This window comes from Pseudomonas sp. 15C, assembly GCF_055484735.1.
On record NZ_JBUDGD010000010.1, the window covers coordinates 79,321 to 101,680 of the forward strand.

At 64.2% G+C, this 22,360-nt stretch carries 7 protein-coding genes; 4 read left to right on the forward strand and 3 right to left on the reverse strand.

Translation table 11 applies throughout. The annotated features are described in order from the left end of the window. Positions 1–704: 704 nt before the first annotated feature. From ACYYKW_RS08195 to ACYYKW_RS08210, 4 genes are read left to right on the forward strand one after another with little or no spacing between them, the layout of a single operon-like run. The gene (locus ACYYKW_RS08195; protein ID WP_464989866.1) at positions 705–12,428 is read left to right on the forward strand and encodes a BapA/Bap/LapF family large adhesin; all 11,724 of its coding nucleotides are present in this window, start codon (positions 705–707) and stop codon (positions 12,426–12,428) included. Between the two features lie 46 nt (positions 12,429–12,474). Continuing rightward, complete coding sequence (locus ACYYKW_RS08200; protein WP_464989867.1) at positions 12,475–13,911, forward strand: TolC family outer membrane protein; 1,437 nt, start codon at positions 12,475–12,477, stop codon at positions 13,909–13,911. Further along, the gene (locus ACYYKW_RS08205) at positions 13,908–16,070 is read left to right on the forward strand and encodes a type I secretion system permease/ATPase (RefSeq protein WP_464989868.1); all 2,163 of its coding nucleotides are present in this window, start codon (positions 13,908–13,910) and stop codon (positions 16,068–16,070) included. The genes ACYYKW_RS08200 and ACYYKW_RS08205 overlap by 4 nt, the downstream gene beginning before the upstream one ends. A gap of 5 nt (positions 16,071–16,075) precedes the next feature. Then, the gene (locus tag ACYYKW_RS08210) at positions 16,076–17,263 is read left to right on the forward strand and encodes an HlyD family type I secretion periplasmic adaptor subunit (RefSeq protein WP_464989889.1); all 1,188 of its coding nucleotides are present in this window, start codon (positions 16,076–16,078) and stop codon (positions 17,261–17,263) included. Here the strand turns inward: ACYYKW_RS08210 and ACYYKW_RS08215 are convergent, their stop codons facing one another. From ACYYKW_RS08215 to ACYYKW_RS08225, 3 genes are all read right to left on the reverse strand, one after another. Further along, positions 17,264–17,785: a trypsin-like peptidase domain-containing protein gene (locus ACYYKW_RS08215; RefSeq protein WP_336354859.1), complete on the reverse strand. Its 522-nt coding sequence runs from the start codon at positions 17,783–17,785 to the stop codon at positions 17,264–17,266. 347 nt (positions 17,786–18,132) lie between these two features. Beyond that, a complete protein-coding gene (locus ACYYKW_RS08220) occupies positions 18,133–21,222 on the reverse strand; it encodes an efflux RND transporter permease subunit (protein WP_464989869.1) in 3,090 nt (1,029 codons plus the stop codon). Further along, positions 21,219–22,328 (reverse strand): efflux RND transporter periplasmic adaptor subunit, encoded by a 1,110-nt coding sequence (locus ACYYKW_RS08225; RefSeq protein WP_464989870.1) that lies wholly within the window; start codon positions 22,326–22,328, stop codon positions 21,219–21,221. Before ACYYKW_RS08225 ends, ACYYKW_RS08220 begins: the two co-directional genes overlap by 4 nt. Positions 22,329–22,360: the final 32 nt, after the last annotated feature.

The following is a 22,360-nucleotide window of genomic DNA, read 5'->3' on the forward strand; positions in this document are numbered from 1 at the left end:
GCCAAGGCCTGCACGCGCATGGCGGCGCGGAAAGTCCTGAAGAATCAAACGGAAAATTCGCGCCTCGATGATCCCGAATCTGGGCATTTGCTGCCGATCAAGGCGTAGTACGAATCAAGACTATGTTCGGTGCTTCAATGCGCGGTGCCAAAGCTAACGTGGCAACAAACGCATTGGACATCGAACAGACCCCAAGATGAGACTTTCAACGTTTTTGAACCAGCGTCGGGCATCATACGATCACTTCAACGTCCGATAGCAAGCGCACTAAATTGTACGCGACCGGAAAAATCCACTCGAAGCGTAATCCCCGGATGACCCGGTTTTCCTGTACAGCTTCTGACTCGCAGCTAAATCCAAGGAATTAATCCCTTCGAATGAAGTCCGGCGCCCAACTCTATCGTTCATCGACGCGATTTGATATCGAGTAGCCATTAGTTACCTTCCGATGCCAATTCCGGAGAACTCTAAGTTTGCCTTGGACGCGTTATCAGAAACATTCTGTTGCATCGGGAAACCACTTGGATCCAAGCTTCCGACAAGCGGCAATGATGACCTTATTGCTTTTTTATCAATCGGTTAGAAGTATCTTTTTTCATTGTATGAATTTTCTGTCAGATAACAGACACCCCCAACTCCCCCTCCCAATCTATGGTTCTCCCTATAGCCGTGGCCATACGCCGATGCACTAACAGGGAGTAGTAATGGACAACATCGTTATCGCCGACAAAGCCAGTTCTCAACTCACCGCACAGAACTGGGGTAACGTTCAGCTCAATCAGCCTTCCGTTGTACAAATTCCGGCCCGGCCCGAGCAACTGGCGTCGACCAGTCGCAGCGGTCAGGATTTGATCCTGAATCTGAAGTCTGGCGAGCAGATCAAAATCACCAATTTCTTTGTCACCAGCCCCGACGGCGTACCCAGTGACATTGTGTTCCAGGGAGATGACGCCACGCTGTGGCAGGCGCGCTATAACGCAGAACCCTTCAATGGTTTTACCTTCGATGAAATCGGCTCGCTCGACGAGTTGATCGCCGGTGTCGGCGTGGTGGATGGCGCCACACCCGCGTGGGCGATCGCCGGGCTCGGCCTGCTGGGCGCGGGCGGCGCGGCGGCGGCTGCGGGCGGTGGCGGTGGCGGAGGCGGTGGTGGCGGCAATGGCGACGCGACGCCGCCCGCCCCGGCCACCGGTCTGAGCTTGTCAGCCGATGGCCGCGTGTTGAGTGGATTCGGCGAAGCCGGCAGTGTGGTTCAAATACGCGATGCGGCCGGCAATCTGCTGGGTTCCGGCACCGTCGGTGCTGACGGACGCTTCCAGGTTGACCTGAACACCCCGCAAACCAACGGCCAACCCCTCGATGTGACGCTGACTGACGGTGCGGGCAATGTGTCCACACCGGGCACGGTGACCGCGCCGGACACCACTGCGCCTACCGCCCCGGCCAATCTCAGCGTCAGCGCCGATGGCACGCAACTCAGCGGCAGCGGTGAAGCCGGCGCGACCATTCAGGTGCGCGCGGCCGATGGTCGCCTGTTGGGCAGCGCTGTGGTGGCGGCGGATGGCACCTTCAGCGTGACGCTCAGCCCGGCACAAACCGGCGGACAGCCGTTGACCGTCAATGCCATCGATGCGGCCGGAAATATCTCCACGGGCGCGACAGTCAGCGCACCGGAAATTGTCGAACCGCAAACGCCCGCCAATCTCGGTCTGAGCAGTGACGGCAGCCAGCTCAGCGGTACCGCCAGGGCCGGCACCACGGTCGAAGTGCGGGCCGCCAATGGTGACGTGATCGGGCGTGCCACGGTCGGCGCTGACGGTACCTTCACGGTGACCCTCAGCCCAGCGCAAGCCAACGGTGAAGTGATCAGCGTTGTCGCGCTCAATAGTGTCGGCGCGCAATCGCCTGCGGTGACATTCAACGTACCGGACATCACCGGCCCCGCTGCCGCCACGGATGTATCCGTCGGCAGCGATGGCCTCACGGTCACCGGCCGCGGCGAGCCCGGCAGTACGGTCAGTGTCACCAATGCTCAAGGCACCGTGCTCGGCACGGCGCTGGTCGCGGCGGACGGCTCGTTTACGGTGCAACTCAACGCGGCGCAAATCGACGGTGAAGCACTCAGCGTGCAACTCACCGACGCTGCGGCCAATCCTTCGCCCGCGGTGACCGTCATCGCAGTCGACCTCGACGGCCTGACGCAGCCCAGCGACATCGATCTGAGCGTGGATGGCGCGCAAATGAAAGGCCGCGGCCAGGTCGGTTCCACCGTGACCGTGCGGGATGCCAACGGCACCGTGCTCGGCTCCGCTGTGGTCGGCGCCGACGGCACCTTCACCGTGCAATTGAGCCCGCCACAGAACAATGGCGAAACCCTGCAGATCAGCGCCAGCGACAGCGCGGGCAACACTTCCGCCCCGCTGAGCTTTGTAACGCCTGACACCCAAGGCCCGGCGCCACTGACGGGCGTCACTCTGGATAACCAGGGGCAGACGCTGACCGGTCAGGGTGAGGCCGGCGCCGCCGTCACCGTGCGCGATCCGGCAGGCAATATCATCGGCACCGGCACGGTCGGCAGCGACGGCAATTTCTCCGTCAACCTCTCGACACCGCAGACCGATGCACAACAACTGCAAGTGATTCAGACTGACGCCGACGGCAACCCATCGGCGCCGGTCAACGTCACGGCGCCTGATCTGACGGTACCGGTTGCAGTCTCCGATGTGGACATTTCCGCGAACGGCGCTGTGGTTACCGGTAACGGTCAGCCCGGCGCCACCGTGACCGTCACCGACGCCGGCGGCGTGGTCTTGGGAACCGTTGTAGTCGGCAGCGATGGCCGCTTTGAAATCAACCTCTCCTCGCCGCAAACCAACGGCCAGAATTTGAACGTCGTGCAGACTGACGCCTCGACGTCGGCTTCGCCGGCGGTGCCGGTTCAGGCGCCCGATATTCAGGCGCCGACTGCGCCTGCGGATCTGGCACTGGATCCGACGGGCAGCACACTCACCGGTACCGGCGAGCCCGGTGCCACGGTGTCGGTCAAGGACCTGGCCGGCAACACGCTGGGCACCGCGATCGTTGACGGCAACGGTGCATTTACGGTCTCGTTGAACAGTCCGCAGACCAACGGTCAACCGCTGCAAGTCAGCCAATCGGATGGTGTCAACGTTTCTCCCAGCACCCCGCTAACGGCGGCAGACATTACCGCTCCTTTGGCACCCGATAATCTCGTCTTGAACAGCAATGGCGTAACACTGACCGGTACCGGGCAGGCCGGAAGCACCGTCACCGTCACCACGCCGGATGGCACGGTGCTCGGCACCACGCTGGTGGCCAGCAACGGCAGCTTCACCGTCAACCTCAGCCCGGCGCAACTTGACGGCCAAGTGCTCAGCGTCATTCAGACCGATGCGAGCACCCTGCCCTCGCCGGCCACGCCGGTCACCGCACCGGACGTCACCGCCCCACCAGTGCCGACCGGGTTGATCATCGACCCGGCGGGTGCCACGGTCAGCGGCACCACACAGCCGAACAATACCGTCCAGGTGCTCGACGCCGACGGCAACGTCATCGGCACCGCGACCGCTGACGGCACGGGCGCTTTCACGGTCAACCTCGATACCGCGCAGACCAACGGCGAAGCCCTGCAAGTGGTGGTGTCGAACGGCACCAACGCTTCATTGCCGGGCGCTGTCACTGCACCGGATGACACCCCACCGGCGCCGGTCAGCGATCTGGCGCTCAACCCGGCAGGCGATCAGGTTTCCGGCCTCGCCGAGCCCGGCACCTTGGTCACCGTCCGCATCCCCGGCGGCGGTACGGTGTTGGGCACCGCGACGGCGGGTGCGGATGGCCGCTTCGTGGTGACCCTGAGTCCACCGGCCGAGCCTGGCGGTAATCTGGAAGTGATCAGCACTGACGGCGGCGGCAACGTTTCGCCGGCCGTCCCGCTGGCAGGTCTTGACGGTTCTCAAGTCGCGACCCCGAATGATCTCGCCTTGAGCGTCGACGGTTTCACCCTCACCGGCGCAGGAACGCCCGGTTGCACGGTGACCGTGACCAACAGTAACGGCGATCTACTCGGGTCAGGCCTGATCAATGAATTCGGCCGCTTCACCTTGTTGCTCAATGCCAAACAGATAAACGCGCAAGTGCTGCAAGTCACCGCCACCAGCCCTGACGGTGATGTCTCCGTACCGGGCACGGTAACGGCCGCCGATGGCACGCCACCCGAGGCGGTGAGCAATCTGGTATTGAATGCCACCGGCAGTGCACTGACCGGCCGTGGCGAAGCCGGCGCGACCGTCACCGTCACCGACAGCAACGGCACGGTGGTGGGCACCGCACTGGTGGCCAGCAATGGCAGCTTCAGCCTGACGTTGACGCCAGCGCAGCTCAATGGCCAGGCGCTCACCGTGATCCAGAGCGACGCCGCCGGCAACCCTTCGCAGCCTGCCAGCCTCATCGCCACCGATCTGCAGCCGCCCGCCGCCGCAACCGGCGTCACCATCAACGATGTCGGCACCGTGGTCAAAGGCCAGGGCGAAGCCGGCAGCACCGTGACCGTGCGTGATGCCGTCGGCAATGTATTGGCCACCGGAGTGGTCGATCAGAGCGGCAACTTCCAGGTCACCCTGCCCAACGCGCAGACCACCGGCGAGACCCTGCAAGTCACCCTGGCCGATGCCAACGGCAACACTTCCACCGCTACCGGCGTGCTCACTATTGATGGCACCCCGCCCGCCGCCGTGCAGAACCCACTGATCAGCGCCGACGGCACTGCGCTCAGCGGCACCGGCGAAGTCGGTGCGACGGTCAACGTCACCAACGCCAGCGGCACGGTGTTGGGCAGCGCTGTGGTCGGCGCCGACGGTTCGTTCAGCGTGACGCTGGCGCCCGCGCCCACCAACGGTGAAGCGTTGGCGATCAGCCAGACCGATGCGGCCGGCAATGTCTCGCCATCGACCAGCCTCAACGCGCCCGACATCAGTCCTCCGGCTGCACTGACACAGGTCGTGGTGAATGCCGACGGTGTGACCGTGACCGGTCATGGCGAGCCTGGCGCCACCGTGTCCGTGCGTAGCGCCGACGGCACGGTACTCGGTACCGCGCAGGTCGGCAGCGGCGGCGCGTTCAGCGTCACCCTGAGCACGCCACAGCTGAATGCCGAGGTGTTGACGGTTACTCAGGAAGACCCGCCGGGCAATGTGTCGACGGCCGTCGAAGTGATCGCGGTAGACCTGACCCCGCCGGCCATTCCGAGCGGGCTGACCTTGAACGCCGCCGGCGTGCAACTGGCCGGTAACGCCGAGGCCGGCAGCACGGTCACGGTGCGCGACAGCCAGGGCAACCTCCTTGGCACCACAACGGCCGCCGCCAATGGCACGTTCCAGCTGACGCTCAATAGCGCGCAAGCCAACGGCCAGTCGCTGAACGTCACGGCCACGGACGCGGCGGGCAATCCGTCCGCTCCGGCCATCGTCAACGCCGCCGACACCACCGCGCCGGTGGCGGCGACCGATCTGGCGGTCAGCGCCAACGGTGCGACGTTGACCGGTATCGGTGAAGTCGGCGCCAGCGTCGAAGTGCGTGACGCTGGCGGTGCGCTGTTGGGCACCGCCACTGTCGGCAACAACGGCAATTTCAGCATCACTTTGTCGCCGGCGGCGGTCGCCGGTTCGACGCTTTCCGTCGTGCAGATCGATGCCGCCGGCAACAGCGGCCCGGCGACTCCGGTGACTGCGCCAGGCAATCTGGCGGAAAGTGCGCCGACCAATCTGGCCCTCAGCGCCGACGGCCTGACCCTGACCGGCTCAGCCACCGCTGGCAGCACCGTAAGCATTCGCAATGCCTCGGGTGTGTTGCTCGGCAGTGCAGTGGTCGCGGCCAACGGTACCTTCAGCGTTACCGTCAACGCGGCGCAACTCAACGGCGAGCAATTGTCCGCCGTGGCGACATCGACTACGGGGATCAACTCGTCCCCTACCGACTACACCGCGGCCGACATCGCCGCACCAACGCCACTCAGCGAACTCAGCCTCGCGCCGAACGGCGTCGCCCTCACCGGACGCGGTGAAGCTGGCGCCACGGTGACCGTGCTGGGCACCGGCGGAGCGATCCTCGGCAGCGCAGTGGTGGCGGCCAACGGCACCTTCAGCGTGACCCTCAACCCGGCGCAAACCTCCGGGCAAACCCTGAGCCTGAGCCAGGCCGATGCCGCTGGCAACGAATCCAACAGCGTCAACCTGATCGCCCCGGACCTGCTCGCCCCCACCCCACCCGCCGCACTGGCGGTCAGCAATGACGGCAGCGTATTGACCGGCACCGGCGAAGCCGGGACCACGGTCAACGTGTTCACCGCCGCTGGAACGCTGGTTGGCACCGGCACCGTGAGCATCGATGGCAGCTTTGCGATCACCCTGACCACGCCGCAAGCCAACGGCCAGGCACTGACCGTGTCGCTGACCGACGCAGCAGGCAACACCTCGGCGGCGACACCGTTCACTTCGGTCGACAGCACGCCGCCAGCGGCCGTGGCGCAACTGGGCATCAGCGGCGACGGCGCGACCTTGACCGGGCGCGGCGAACCGGGCGCGCAGGTGCGGGTCATCGACAGCGACGGCAATGTGCTTGGGACTGCGCTGGTCAGCCCGACCGGCACCTTCACCCTGACGCTGACCCCGGCGCTGAGCAATGCCGAAGTGATCAGCGTGGTGCAGGCCGACGTGGCGGGCAACGACTCCCCGGCGGTGAGCCTGACCACCCCCGACTTCACGCCGCCCGACCCGCTGGCCAACGTCGACATCAACAGCTCGGGCGCACTGGTCACCGGCACCGGCGAACCCGGCGCGACTGTGACCGTGCGCGATGCCAACGGCACCCTGCTCGGCACCAGCGTGGTGCTTGCTGACGGCTCGTTCAGCGTGACGTTGAACCCGCCGCAGATCAACGAACAGATCCTCAACGTGCAGCAGGCCGATCCACCCGGCAACGTCAGCGCCCCGGTGCCGGTCACCGCACCGGACCTGACCCCGCCCGCCACGCCTGTGGATCTGCAGATCAACGTGGCCGGCGACGTGCTCACCGGCCGTGGCGAAGTCGGTGCCGAGGTCAGCGTGACCTTGGCCGATGGCACAGTCCTGGGCACCGGCACGGTCGGCAGTGACGGGCTATTCCAGATCACTCTGCAACCCGCGCAAACCAATGGCGAAGCGATCTTCGTCGAGCTCGCAGACGCTGCCGGCAACACCTCGCCTGCTGGCACGCTGGTCGCTGCCGACAGCACCCCGCCAGCGGCGCTGACGGATGTGGCGATCGATGCCAGTGGCAGCCTGATCACCGGCTCCGGCGCGGCGGGTTCGCAAGTGGTCATCACCAACGGGGTCGGCACCATTGTCGGCACCGGCACGGTCGCGGCGGACGGCAGTTTCAGCGTGACCCTCAATCAGCCGCTGCTCAACGGTGAAGCCCTGTCGGTCATCCAGCGCGATGCCGCAGGCAATCCGTCACCCGTAGCGCCGGTTACAGCGCCGGACGTCACCGCACCGGCTGCCCCTACAGGGCTGCAGCTCACGACTGATGGTTTGACGCTGACCGGCAGCGGTGAAGCCGGCGCCACCGTGCGCGTGCTCAGCGCGACCGGCACCGTGCTGGGCTCGGCAACCGTGGCCGCCAATGGCACCTTTAGTGTGACCCTCAACCCCGCACAGGTGAACGGCGAGCAGTTGAGCGTCAACCAGACGGATCTGGCCTCGAACACTTCCCCCACCGCGCCGTTGCAGGCGGGCGATACCACCGTTCCACTGGAGGTCGCCGACCTCAATGTCAGCCAGGACGGCCTGACCGTGACCGGCACCGGCGAGCCCGGCGCGATCGTCACCGTGCGCGACGGCGCGGTGGTGCTCGGCACGGCAACGGTAGCCGCCGACGGTAATTTCAGCGTCACGTTGTCCGCGGCGCAACTTGATGGCCGCACGCTGTCCGTAGTTCAGGCCGACGCGAACAACAACCTGTCCGAACCCGCTCTGGTCGATGCGCCGGACAGCACTGCGCCGCTCGCGCCGACCGTCACATCGTTGACCGCGGACGGCGTTTCGCTCACAGGGACTGCCGAAGCCGGCAGCACCGTGACGGTGTTGTCGGCCACTGGCACCGTGCTGGGCACTGCTGTGGCGTTGGGCAACGGCACTTACACGGTCACGCTCAACCCGGCCCAGACCAACGGCCAGGTGTTGTCGGTGATCGCGACCGATGAGGCGCTGAACGTATCGCCAGCGCTGTCCTTCCCGGTGCCGGATATCACGGATCCGGATGCCGTCACCGGCCTGACCATCAGCGGTGATCTGACCCAGCTCGCCGGGCGTGGTGAGGCTGGTGCCAGCGTCGAGGTGACCGACGCGCTCGGCACTGTCGTCGGCACTGCCACGGTCGCGGCCAATGGTACGTTCCTGGTCACACTGACGCCGGGCATCACGGCCGGCCAGGTGTTGACCGTCATTCAGACGGACGCGGCCAATAACGTTTCCGCTGATGCCATCCTGAACGTACCGGCTGTTCCGGCGCCGGACGCACCGGCCAATCTGCTCTTGTCGGGCGATGGCGCGACGCTGACCGGCACCGCAGCAATCGGCACCACCATCAACGTCTTCGGCGCTGACAACAGCCTGATCGGCACCGGAGTCACCGGTCCGGATGGCACGTTCAATATCGTGCTGACGCCTGCGCAAACCAATGGTGAGAGCCTTGAGGTCACCGCCAATACGCCGCTGGGCGGCGCTTCGCTGCCCGCCGAAATCACCGCCGACGACACCTCGGCACCCGCGCCACTCAGCGATCTGGCGGTGAATGCCAGCGGCACACTGGTCAGCGGTCGCGGTGAAGTGGGCGCAACGGTGCGGATCACCGGCGCGGGCGGCGTGTTGCTGGGTGAAACGGTGGTGGCGGCGAATGGCACGTTCAGCGCACAACTGAATGCGCCGCAGGTGAACGGCCAGCTACTCAACGCCACTCAGACCGATGTGGCCCTCAACACGTCGCCCGGTCTCAACGTCACCGCACCCGACATCACGCCTCCCGCAGCACCGAGCGCGCTGCTGCTCAGCGGCGGCGGTCTGGTGCTGGGCGGGCTCGGTGAAGCCGGTGCTCTCGTCACCGTGCGCGGTGCCGGGGGCGCGGTGCTGGGCACGGCAACCGTGGCGGGCAATGGCACCTTCTCGGTGACGCTGTCCTCGGCGCAACTCAACGGCCAGCAACTGAGCGTCAGCCAGAGCGATGCGGCGGGCAACGTTTCGCCATCGACCAGTCTCAGCGTCGCCGACACCACAGCACCGGCAGCGTTGAGCAATGTGACCCTGAACGGTACCGGGCTGGCGGTCAGCGGCACGGGTGAAGCCGGCGCCACGGTCAGCGTGACCAACGCCGCCGGTACGATACTCGGCACGGCGGTGGTCAATGCCGGCGGCACCTTCACCGTGCAACTGTCCAGCGCCCAGCTCAACGGTCAACAGCTCAACGTGCAACAGGCAGACCCGACGGGCAATCTGTCGCCGGTGTTCAACCTGACCGCCAATGACACCCAGGCACCGGTCGCAGCGACCGGTCTGGCGCTGGCCGCCAATGGCCTGACCGTGAGCGGCACTGGCGAAGCCGGCGCGACGGTGAATGTTTACGGCCCGGGCGGCGCGCTGCTCGGCACCAGCACAGTAAGCAGTGGCGGCACCTTCAGCTTCAACTTGAACACCGCGCAACTGGACGGCCAGCTCCTGACCGTGCGCCTGGTCGATCCGGCCGGCAACCTGTCGCCGAACGCCAGCCTGACGGCGCCGGACGTCACCGCGCCCGGTGCGCCGACCGGCGTCAGCGTCAATGGCAGCGGAACCCTGCTCACCGGTATCGGTGTGCCCGGCTCGACCATCAGTGTGCGTGGTGCCGGCGGTGTGGTGCTCGGCACGGCCACCGTCGCGGCCAACGGCAGCTTCTCGGTGGTGCTGGCCTCGGCGCAGATCAACAGCCAGGTGCTCAGCGTCACCCAGGCCGACCCGAGCGGCAACGTGTCGGCAGCGGCGAGCGCCACCGCGCCCGACCTGACGCCGCCCGCTGCCGCCACGGCGCTGCTGGTCGGCGCCGACGGTCTGACCGTCACCGGTACCGGTGAGGCAGGCGCAACCGTCACTATCAAATCGGCCAGCGGCACCGTGCTCGGCACCGGCACGGTCAACAACCTCGGGGTGTTCAGCATTGCCCTGAACAGCGCGCAGATCAACGGCGAAAAACTCACCGTCAACCTCAGCGATGCGCGCGGTAACGTCTCGGTTGCCGCGAATGTCACGGCGCCGGATATCGACGTCAACGCACCGGTGGTGGCCAGCGACAACCTTGCCGTCGGCACCGTCACCCTCGCCCCTGCCACCGCGTCGCAGACCTTCAATGATTCGTTCACCACGCTGTTGTCCGGCTTCTCGAAAACCTTCACCTTCAGTGTCGCCGGTGGTTCGCGGCTTGATCCAACCTTGACGCTGACCACCAGCAGCCTGATTTCGTTGCTCGACGGCGTGGTCTATACCCTGCAGGTGAAGGATGCCAGCGGCAACTGGGTCACCCTCGATGTCAACGGCAGCAGCGGTCTGCTCGACCTGATTGCGCTGACCGGACAAGGCGTGCGGGTCGACATCGGTAGCCTGTTGTCAGGCGACTACCGGTTGACGGTATCGAGCACCGGCATCGGCGTGCTGACCACGGTCAACACGCAGCTGCAACTGGACGTCAGCAGCCTGACCCAGTTCAACGGCGTCGCCGGGCCAGCAGTGACCGGCAACGTCATCACCAATGTTGGCGTCGATGGCACCGCCGACCAGACCGGCCCGGACAACGGCGCGCAATTGCAGATCTTCAAGAACGGCGCGTGGGTCAGCGCCGGGGCCGGCACCACGGTGCAAGGGCTGTACGGCACGCTGACCATCGACGCCAACGGCAACTACAGCTACAAGCCCAACGGCAGCGTCAGCAGTGTCGGCAAAGTCGACGTGTTCAACTATCAGCTGGTACACCCGAACGGTTTGAGCGACACCGCCAACCTGTACGTGCGCATCGACAGCCCGCAGGCCACCGAAGTGTGGAACGACGCCAACCTCGGCAGCCCGGCGCTGGTGGTCGATGCCACGGCGGACATCGCTTCGACTGACGTCACCCTGGTCAACCGCGAAGTCACCAGCAACTCCGCGCTTGGCACGTTCAACGTGCTGCTGGGCGGCGGCAGCGGCAACTACAACACGGTGGTTGCGGCAGACACCGTCAACGACCTGACCGTGGTGGTCAACTCGAGCAACCTGCTGGCCTTGCTCGGTTCGATGACGGTGGGCCTGTACAAACTCAACACCGCGACCAACCAGTACGTGCTGGTCAAGAGCTACGGCGGCAACGCGCTGCTCAATCTCGGCGGTGGCAACTACGGGATCAAGTTCGACGACCAGACCGCCGGCACTTATCAGGTGCGGGTGGCGGTCGGCGGCCTCGGCCTGCTCACCAGCGTCAATACCAGCCTGATCAACGTCGCGACCTACACCAACCAGTTTGTGGTCGGCAGCTACACGCCAGTGTCGGGCAACCTGCTCACCGACACCGCGGGCGGCGGCGCCGATGTGCTGGGCTCGGTGTACACCCTGCTCAGCGTGCTGGTCGCCGGCAGTTACGTGGCGCCGGGTTACAACGGCGTCTCGCTGGTCGGCAACTACGGCACGCTTTTGGTCCAGGCCAACGGCAATTACACCTACACGCTCAAGGCTGGGCTGACCGATGCAGTGATCGGTCAGGAAGACACCTTCACTTATCAGCTCACGCACCCCAACGGTACAGTCGACACCGCCACGCTGACCATCGACCTGAACAAGGCCGGCGCTTTTGCCAGCACCGCGTTTCTGGCGGTGGCCAGCGATGACCTCGGTCTCGCTCGCGCGACTACCGGTAGCGAGCTGATCCAGGGCACCGATGGCAACGACACCCTCGACGGTTCGCACGGTGGCGCCATCACCCTGCAAGGCGGGGCCGGCGATGACACGCTGGTCATCGCCGACCAGCAATTCACCTCGGTCGATGGCGGCAGCGGCACCGACACCCTGCTCTGGGCCGGTGGCGACGTGGCGATCAACCTCGGCGATCTGCAGAGCAAGGTCCATAACGTCGAAATCCTCGACCTCAACCATTCCAGTGCGGTGTCACTCACGTTGAACCTCAGCGACCTGCTGGCGATCACTTCCTCTGACAACAACACCCTGCTGATCAAGGGTGATGACAAGGACAGCGTGCACATGACCGATGGCTGGGTCGCCGATGGCGCGCAGCAGGCCGACGGCATCGACTATGTTCAATACACGGCACAGGAGGATCCGAGCCACCACTTGTGGGTGCAAAACGGCATTCAAGTGGTTTGAAAACCAGGCATCAGCAACGTCCGTCTCTCAACAGTAAGGGAAGTCTGTGGAGTCAGTTTTTCGCCAGAAATGGCCGGTGGTCTTGCTGACCATCGGCCTCTACCCCGCTTTCACCGTCGGCGTTCGCGCCGACGACAATCTCGACAGCAGTTTGCGCAGCATCAGCCCGGCGCAACTGCAACAACCGGCAGGCAATGACAGCCGTCAGCGCCCTGCCCCCGCTTCGAAGGCCTCCTCCGCTACGGACGCTTTGGGTCTGGAACAAGCCGTGCGTCTGGCCGTGGACTGGCATCCACGCATCGGCGAGGCCATTGGCACGCTGTTTCAGCAAGGCGAAGGTGTCAACGTCGCCGAATCCGGTTATTACCCGCAGGTCACCGGCGGCATCAAGGGCGGTTACACCAGCGGTTACGGCAGCGATGCCGGCAGCCAGTCAGTGAACATTTCCCTCAAACAAATGCTCTACGATTTCGGCAAGGTATCCAGCTCGGTCGACGCCGCCCGCGCCCGGGTGGCGCGCAGTCAGGCCGGGATTCTGCTGGCGATCGACGACGTGGCCCGCGACACCGCCAAGGCCTACATCGAAGTGCAGCGTTATCAGCGTCTGCTTGAGGTTGCCCGCGAACAGATTCAGGGCATCGGCGGCATCGTTGATCTGGCCAAACAGCGCAGCGACATGGGCGCCAGCACCCGTTCCGATATGGTCCAGGCGCAATCCCGTGCCGAGGGCGCGACCGCCACGTTGCAGGAATTCAAGGCGCAGTACGCGCGCTGGCAAGCGACCCTGACCAGTTTGCTCGGTCGCCGCACGCCGCCAGCGGTCAGCGACGCCGCCGCGCCGACGCTGACTCAGGCCTGCGACGCTTCGCAGATCTCCGATGCCCTGCCCGCCGTCCTGCAAGCCGCCGCGCAACGCACCCAGGCCCAGGCCGAACTGGCACAAGCCAAGGCCGAAGCCTACCCGACCCTGTCGCTGCAACCGTCGGTCAACCAATACCTCGACGACCATTACGACGATCAGAACTCGCGGGCCGATCGCACCCAGGTCGGGATCTTCCTCAACCTCGAAGTGCCGATCTATCAGGGTGGCGCCATCAGCGCCCGCAGCCGCGCCGCCGGGCATGCCTTGACCGCCGCAGATTCGGCCGAAGACTTCGCCCGACTGCAAGCCCGCCAAGGTCTGGCTGAAGCCCAGGCGCAAACCTCGGGTCTGAACCGTCGGCTGCGCTCGCTGGAATTTCGCCAGACCAGCATCACCGAAGCGCGCATGTTGTACGGCCGCCAGTACCTGGAACTGGGCACGCGGCCGCTGCTGGACTTGCTCAACGCCGAGCAGGAAATCCACCAGTCGCGCTTCGATCTGGTCAACACCCAGGCCGATCTGCAACGCCTGCAGATCGATTGCTTCTACAACAGCGGGGCGATTCGCCGGGTCTTCGGCATCGACCACAGCGCCATCCAGAATGTCGAGATCCTGCCATGACCGACGCCAGCATCACTATCCCCGAACCCGTGGCTGCCGAGGCGCGGGAAGATTATTCGCCGTGGCTGGAAGCGGTGCTCAAGGTCGCCCGCCACTATCGACTCGACGTCTCCCCCGAAAGCGTGCGCCTGGCTTCGGTGCACAGCGAAGGCCGCGTCGAAGAAGTGGTCCGGCACATGGCCCGTCAGGCCGGTTTGAGCGTGAAATTCGCGGTGTTCGACAACAAGAGCCTGAGCCGTTGGCGCACGCCGCTGGTGGTGCAACTGCACGACGGTCAGGTCGGCGTGCTGGAAAGCATCGGCGAGACCGGCGAACTGGGGATCTGCTTCAGTGGCGATCAAGGCTTGCAGAGCCGGATGGACACGAACGTGCTTGCCGAACAGGCACTGCGCACGGTGATCTTGCGCCCGACCCAACCAGTGTCCGACGTGCGCACCAACGACTACATCAAGCCCTACGACGAGCACTGGTTCCGCCGCATTGTCCTCACAGACCTGCGGCCGTACACCCAAGTGATGATCGCCTCGCTGGTGGCCAATCTGCTGGGCATGGCCGGGGTGCTGTTTTCGATGCAGGTGTACGACCGGGTGATTCCAGCCGAATCCTTGCCAACCCTGTACGTGTTGTTCGGCGGGGTGATGCTGGCGTTGCTGTTCGATTTCGTCATGCGCATTCTGCGGCTGCGCATCACCGATGTGCTCGGTAAGCGTGCTGACTTGCGGGTGTCGGATCTGGTGTTCGGCCACGCCTTGCGCCTGCGCAATTCCGCCCGGCCAAAGTCCACCGGCTCGTTCATTTCGCAACTGCGCGAGCTGGAGCAGATCCGCGACCTGATCACCTCGAGCACCGCCACGGCGCTGGCCGACATGCCGTTCTTCCTGCTGTTCCTGCTGGTGTTCTATTTGATCGGCGGGCCGCTGGTGCTGATTCCGCTGGTAGCGCTGGTGTTCATGCTGTTGCCGGGAATCATCGCGCAACCGCGTCTGGCAAAACTGGCCAATGCCTCGATGCGCGAAGCCGCGCTGCGCAACGCCATGCTGGTGGAAAGCATCCAGGGCCTCGACGACATCAAGGCGCTGCAGGCCGAGCAGCGCTTCCAGCAACAATGGAATCAGTACAACGCCGCCTCGGCGGACAGCAGCCTGCGTTTGCGCACCCTGACCAACAGCCTCGTGGCGTGGACGCAGAACGTGCAAGGCGCGGTCTTCGCCGTGGTGATCGTGTTCGGCGCGCCGATGGTGATCGCCGGCGACCTGACCACCGGCAGCCTCGTCGCGGCGTCGATTCTGTCGTCACGGATGATGGGGCCGATGGCGCAACTGACCCACGTGCTCACCCGTTGGCAGCAGGCCAAGGTCGCGCTAGAAGGCTTGAACCGGATCATGCAGATGCCGGTCGATCATCCCGAGGGCAGCCAGCGCGTGCACCTGCCGGCGATTCGCGGCGACTACCGGATGCGCCAGGCGAGTTTCCGCTACAGCGAAGAATCGGCCCCGGCGCTCAACGCCATCGACCTGACCATCCGCCCCGGCGAGCGCATCGCCCTGCTCGGCCGCAACGGCGCCGGCAAATCGACTTTGCTGCAGGCCTTGGGCGGTGCGATGGATCTGAGCAGCGGTGAAACCACACTGGACGGCATCGCCCTGGCGCATCTGGATCCGGCCGACCTGCGCCGCGACGTCGGCCTGCTGTCGCAACAGGCACGGCTGTTTCACGGCACCCTGCGCGACAACATCACCCTGGGCGCCGGTCAGGCCAGCGATCAGGAAATCATCGCCGCGCTGAACGTTACCGGCGCGCTCGAATTCGTTCGTCAGTTGCCCAAAGGCATGGATCATCTGGTGCTTGAAGGCGGCCTCGGCCTGTCCGGCGGTCAGCGTCAGAGCCTGCTGCTGTCGCGTTTGTTGCTGCGTCAGCCGCAAGTGCTGTTGCTGGACGAACCGACGGCGGCGCTGGATGACGTCACCGAGCGTTTGCTGCTGGAAAAACTCGCGACCTGGACCCAGGGCCGCACGCTGGTGGTCGCCACGCACCGGGTCAGTGTGCTGCAACTGGTCGAGCGGATCATCGTCCTCGATAACGGGCGCATCGTCATCGATGACCATCGCGACGCCGCGCTGGCGCGGTTGCGCGCACCCGGCAAAGGAGTGGCGGTATGAAAACGATGATGACTGACGTGCCGGACCCAATGTCCTACCTTGACGGCCGCGACGAGCGCGCCATCGCCGGAGGGGCGAAGGTGATTTGGGGCTGCGCATTGATGCTCGCATGCTTCATCGCTTGGGCGGCGTGGTTTGAAGTGGTGGAAGTCTCGACCGGCACCGGCAAGGTCGTGCCGAGTTCTCGTGAACAGGTGATCCAGTCGATGGAGGGCGGCATTCTCGAGCAGCTCAATGTCAGCGAAGGCGCCTTGGTCGAGCGCGGGCAGATTCTCGCCCAGCTCGACCCGGTGAGGAACCAGTCCAACGTCGGCGAAAGCGCGGCCAAGTACCGCGCGGCGCTGGCCAGCGTCAATCGCTTGCAGGCCGAAGTCAGCGAAAAACCGCTGACGTTCGATCCCTCGCTAAAGGACTTTCCCGAGCTGATCCGCGCCGAAACCGAGTTGTTCCAGACCCGCCGCAAAGGCCTGGCGGAAACCCTCGACGGCATTCAAAGTTCGTTGAAACTGGTGCGCAGCGAACTGGCGATCACCGAAAACCTGGCGAAGATCGGCGCCTCGAGCCGGGTCGAAGTCTTGCGCCTGACCCGCCAGCGCTCCGAACTGGAATTGAAGGCCACCGAAGCGCGTTCCGATTACATGGTCCGTGCACGCGAAGACCTGGCCAAAGCCAACGCCGAGGCGCAGATGCTCGAAGCGGTGATCCGTGGGCGCACCGACTCGCTGTCACGCCTGACCCTGCGTTCGCCAGTGCGCGGGATCGTCAAGGACATCGAAGTCAGCACCATCGGCGGCGTCATCGCGCCCAACGGTCAGGTTATGCAGATCGTCCCGCTCGATGAACAACTGCTGATCGAGACGCGCATCTCACCGCGCGACATTGCCTTCATTCATCCGGGCCAGGCGGCCAAGGTCAAAATCACCGCTTACGACTACTCGATCTACGGCAGCCTCGACGGCGAAGTGGTGACGATCTCCCCGGACACGATTCAGGACGAAGCCAAGCCGGAAATTTTCTACTACCGCGTGTTCATCCGCACTGCGTCGGATGAACTGCGCAACAAGGCCGGCAAACGCTTTGCCATCGTCCCCGGGATGATCGCCACGGTGGACATTCGCACCGGCGAAAAAACCGTGCTCGACTACCTGATCAAACCGCTCAACCGCGCCCGCGAAGCGTTGCGCGAACGCTGATCAGCGGCTGGCGAACTTGGTCGCCGGCGGCACGATCGGCGCGAGGCTGGCTTGATAGCGCGTCCACTCGCGATTGATTTCCGCGTACGGCAGGAAAATGCTCACGCGCGGTTGATCAAGCAAGTCTTTACGCTTGAGCCGGCTGACGTCGTCACGGGTCAGAAACGCCACGTTGATGCCGACCACCTTGCCATCGGCGGAAAACACTGGCCCGCCGGACATGCCTTTGGCCAGCGCGCCATTATGAGTGCCGTAAAGCACGTTGCCCTCTTTGACGTCGAGGCGAACCATCGCCGGCAACGCCTGGCCGGTGCCCTTGACCGACATGTACAGCGAATTGAAGCCCACCGACGTCAGCTCCTCACCCGGCTTGTAACCACGCCACGCCGGCACACTGCCGGCCTTGTGCCGGAAGAACTGCACGTCAGCCTGTCCCTGGAAAACCGCGCCCGACAGGTAAGGAATGTGCTTCACCGTCACGGCAAATTCTTCATTCCATTGCACAGCCGAACCCATCAGCACGTAAGGCAAAGGCGCGCCGGAGTGAACGACAAAGGCTTGGTCTAAAACAGGATCCTGAACAAAAGCGACTGGCATTCCATTGCACCCGCTGAGCAGCATCGACGCTGCAACAAGTGACTTGAGGGGGCGCATTTTCGGCACATCATGTAATGAGGGAAGGTGCTGCAATATGTCATTGCGCCATCATTTTTAGCAATAGGCTGAGCCTACCGCCCGTCTGCTAGCGATATAGTGAGTCAATGATTGGATCCAAGGATTAACAGCCAAACGGCTAATTGCGTCGAACTTCTTCGAAGATCGCAAATACGGGTGTGCCACAGATGGGCACGCCCGCATTCTCGAATCCCCTACGCCGTATTCGACCTCTTCGCTTGGCCCTCCTTCTCCGCTCGAATCCTGAACCAGATCGCATACATCGCCGGCAAGAACACCAACGTGATTATCGTTCCGACAAACGTGCCGCCAATCAGCGTATACGCCAGCGTGCCCCAGAACACCGAGTGCGTCAGCGGAATGAACGCCAGAATGGCCGCCAGTGCGGTCAACAGCACTGGCCTTGCCCGTTGCACGGTGGCTTCGACCACGGCGTCGAAAGGCGCGAGGCCTCCTTGCTCGTTGTGATGAATCTGCCCGATCAGGATCAGCGTGTTGCGCATGAGAATCCCCGACAGTGCAATCAACCCGACCAGTGCGTTGATGCCGAACGGCTGATTGAAGATCAGCAGCGTCGGCACCACGCCGATCAAGCCGAGTGGCGAGGTGAGGAAGACCATGATCATCGCCGAGATCGAGCGCACCTGGACGATGATGATCAGCAGCGTCATGGCGATCATGATCGGCAGCAGCGGCAGGATCGCTTTGCCGGCCTTGCCGGATTCCTCGATGGCGCCGGCCTGTTCAATGCGGTAACCGGAAGGCAGTTGCGCAATGATCGGCTGCAATTGCTCGATGATCACGCCGGAGACGTCCGGTGGCTGCAAGCCTTCGGCGATGTCGCCGCGCACGGTGATGGTCGGGGTGCGATCGCGGCGGCGCAGGATCGGATCTTCCATGCGCACTTCGACCTTGCCAATCTGCGACAGCGGAATGCGTTGCCCGGCCGCACCGACCAGGGTGAAGCCTTCGATCTGCGCCGGGTCCAGGCGGATGTTGCCTGCGGCACGGCCAACCACCTGCACGGAACGGATATCCTCACGCACCGCCGTGATCGGCACGCCGCTGAGCAAGAACTGCAACTGCTGGGCCACGGCGCTGGAGGTCAGCCCTACCGCCTGCAAGCGATCCTGATTGAGGTTGAAATGCAGCGGCGGCGTCAGCGGCCCCCAGTCGGTGTTGACGGTGCGCATCATCGGGCTGTCCTGCATCACCCTGCGAACCTGCTCGGCGATGTCGCGCAATTTAGCCGGATCAGGGCCCATCACTCGGTACGCCACCGGGAACGGCGAATACGGGCCGAAGACGATTTGTGTGGCACGCACGCGCGCTTCCGGGGCCAGGCCTTGAGCCACCGCTTCGCGCAAACGCAACTTGAGGGTTTCGCGGGCGTCCTGGTTGTCCGTCAGCACGACGATCTTGGCGAATGACGGGTCCGGCAACTCGGGCGCCATGGCCAGGAAAAACCGTGGCGCACCCTGGCCGATATAGGCCGTGACGATTTTTGCCTCTGGCTGTTTTTGCAGCCACGCCTCGACTTTGGCCGTGGCGGCGCTGGTCTGCTCGATCGCCGTGCCGTAGGGCATTTGCACTTCGATCATCACTTCAGGACGGTCAGAGGTCGGGAAGAATTGCTTCTTCACCAATCCCATGCCCGGAATCGCGACGACAAACAACGCGACAACCGTGCCCGCCACCAGCCATTTACGGGTGATCACCCACGCCAGAATCCGTCGGAAACGGTTATAGCGCGGCGTGTCGTAGATTGCCGCATGCCCGCCTTCGACTTGCTTGATGTCCGGCAACAGCTTCACTCCCAGATACGGCGTGAAAGCCACCGCAACGACCCACGAAGCGATCAAGGCGATGCCGACAATCCAGAACATGTTGCTGGTGTATTCGCCCGCCGTGGACTGGGCGAAACCGTTCGGCAAAAAGCCTATCGCCGTCACCAGCGTACCGGCCAGCATTGGCGCTGCGGTATGGCTCCAGGCATAGGCCGAGGCCTTGATGCGGTCATAGCCCTCCTCCATTTTCACCACCATCATTTCAATGGCGATGATCGCGTCGTCGACCAGCAAGCCCAGCGCGAGAATCAACGAGCCGAGGGTAATCCGGTCAAAGTTTTTGCCGGTGGCGGCCATCACCACAAAGACGATCGCCAGGGTCAACGGCACCGCCGCGGCGACCACCACGCCGACACGCCAACCCATGCTGAGAAAGCACACCAGCATCACCACCAGCAGCGCGACGAAAAACTTGACCATGAACTCGCCGACCGCCGAGTCGATATTCACCGCCTGATCGGTGACTTTCGACAGGGTCATGCCCAGCGGCATTTCTGCATTGATTTTGAGCGTTTCGGCATCCAGCGCCTTGCCCAGATCCAGACCGTTCCAGCCCTCGCGCATGATCACGCCGAGCAGCAGCGCTTCCTCGCCGTTGTTACGCACGAGAAACGTCGCCGGGTCTTCGTAGCCGCGCTCGACCGTGGCCACGTCGGAAAGCATGAGGGTGCGACCCTGCGCGACAACCGGCGTGTCACGGATTTTCTGCAAGGTGTCGAACGCACCATCAACCCGCAGAAAAATCTCCGGCCCTTTGGTTTCGACCGATCCGGCGGGCGTCAGCACGTTCTGACTGTTCAGGGCGGCGAAGATGTCCTGTGGCGCCAGGCCCAGCGTCGCCAGTCGATCATGGGAAAACGAGACGAAGATGCGTTCGGCCTGCTCACCGATGATGTTGACCTTTTTCACCCCCGGCACATGCAACAGGCGCTGACGCAAAGACTCCGCATCGCGAACCAGCAAGCGCTGTGGCTCGCCCTTGGCCTTCAGCGCGAACAAGGCAAACGTCACGTCGGAGAACTCATCGTTGACCATCGGCCCGATAACGCCCGCCGGCAGTTTGATCGCTTCGTCATCGAGCTTCTTGCGCGCCTGATAGAACTCTTCCTGCACCTGCGACGGCGGTGTGCTGTCGAGCAACGACACCATGGTGAATGCCAGCCCTGGGCGGGTGTAGGTTTCCGTGCGGTCGTACCACTTCAGTTCCTGCAGACGCTTTTCCAGCGGTTCGGCGACCTGGTCTTGCATCTCCTGCGCGGTCGCGCCCGGCCATGCGGTGATGACGGTTAATTGCTTGACGGTGAACGGCGGATCTTCGGCCCGGCCCAACTTGAAGAACGCCAGGGTGCCGGCGACGGCAATCAGAAAAATCAGAAATACCGTAATCGCGCGTTGGCGAACGGCAATGGCGGAAAGGTTGAATCGACCCTCGCTCATGGACGACTCCCGGCAACCTGGGCGTCATCGCGGGCCAGCAAGCGCACGTCCTCGCCTTCGTGCAGCAGGTGCGCGCCGAGCGCAACGATCGGCTCACCGACGCTGAGTTCGCCAGCGATGCGTGCCGAATCGTCACTCAACCCCAACACCTCGACGGCGCGCCAGGTCACTTTCGCCGGTGTACCGGCAATGGCCCAGACGCCGGGGCCTTTGCCTGCGTTGTACAGCGCCGCGATCGGCACCTTCAACGCTTGTTGTTGTGCTGAACCTTGGGCGATACCAACGGTGACGGTCGAACCGATCGGCGCATTGGCGAGCTTGCCTTCAAGCACATAGCGCGCCTCGAACGTGCGAGTGGTGGCGTCGGCGGAATCGGACAGCAGGCGCAGTTTTGCCGATACCGCAGCCGCCGGATCGCCATACAGCTTGGCCTGAGCGGTCGAACCTGCGACCGGACGCAGAGTCTCCGGCAGATGAACAATTGCTTCCCGCTGACCCGCGCGCGCCAGTCGCACCACCGGTTGCCCGGGGCTGACCACCTGCCCCGGTTCCACGAGGGTGTCCACCACCACGCCGTCGGCGTCCGCCACCAGCACCGCATAACCCGAGGCGTTGCGCGCCACGTCCGCTTGGGCGACAGCGGCGCTGAGTTGTGCTCTGGCGCTGTCGGCGGCGGCTTTGATCTGATCGTAGGCCGAGGCCGAGATCGCGCCGGCGGCGACCAGTTCGCGATTGCGTGCTTCGTCATCGGCGGTCTGTTTGGCCCGGGCGCGGGCGGCGGTGACCGCTTCTTGTTGCGCTCGCGCTTGCAGGCCAAGGTCGACCGGGTCGAGGCGCATCAGCGGCTGCCCGCGCTTGACCGTCTGACCGGTGTCGACCAAACGCTCAAGGACCTTGCCCGAAACGCGAAAGCCCAGGTCACCCTGAACCCGCGCCGCCACCACACCGGTGAATGACCGCGAGCCATCCTCGGCAAGCTGCACGACCGCCGACCTCACCAGCGGCGCAAGGGTGCGCGGGTCTTTCGTCGTAGAAGCATCACCGCACGCCGTCAGGACGAGGGGCAGCACACAGGCTGCGAAGGGAAAAGGGCTGAGCCGGCGCATGGAATTCCTTTACTAAAATAGGATGATCATCA

Coding starts and splice junctions, on each gene's coding strand:
- ACYYKW_RS08195 (WP_464989866.1), top strand. CDS start 705: ATGGACAACATCGTTATCGCCGACAAAGCCAGTTCTCAACTCACCGCA.
- ACYYKW_RS08205 (WP_464989868.1), top strand. CDS start 13,908: ATGACCGACGCCAGCATCACTATCCCCGAACCCGTGGCTGCCGAGGCG.
- ACYYKW_RS08210 (WP_464989889.1), top strand. CDS start 16,076: ATGATGACTGACGTGCCGGACCCAATGTCCTACCTTGACGGCCGCGAC.
- ACYYKW_RS08220 (WP_464989869.1), bottom strand. CDS start 21,222: ATGAGCGAGGGTCGATTCAACCTTTCCGCCATTGCCGTTCGCCAACGC.
- ACYYKW_RS08225 (WP_464989870.1), bottom strand. CDS start 22,328: ATGCGCCGGCTCAGCCCTTTTCCCTTCGCAGCCTGTGTGCTGCCCCTC.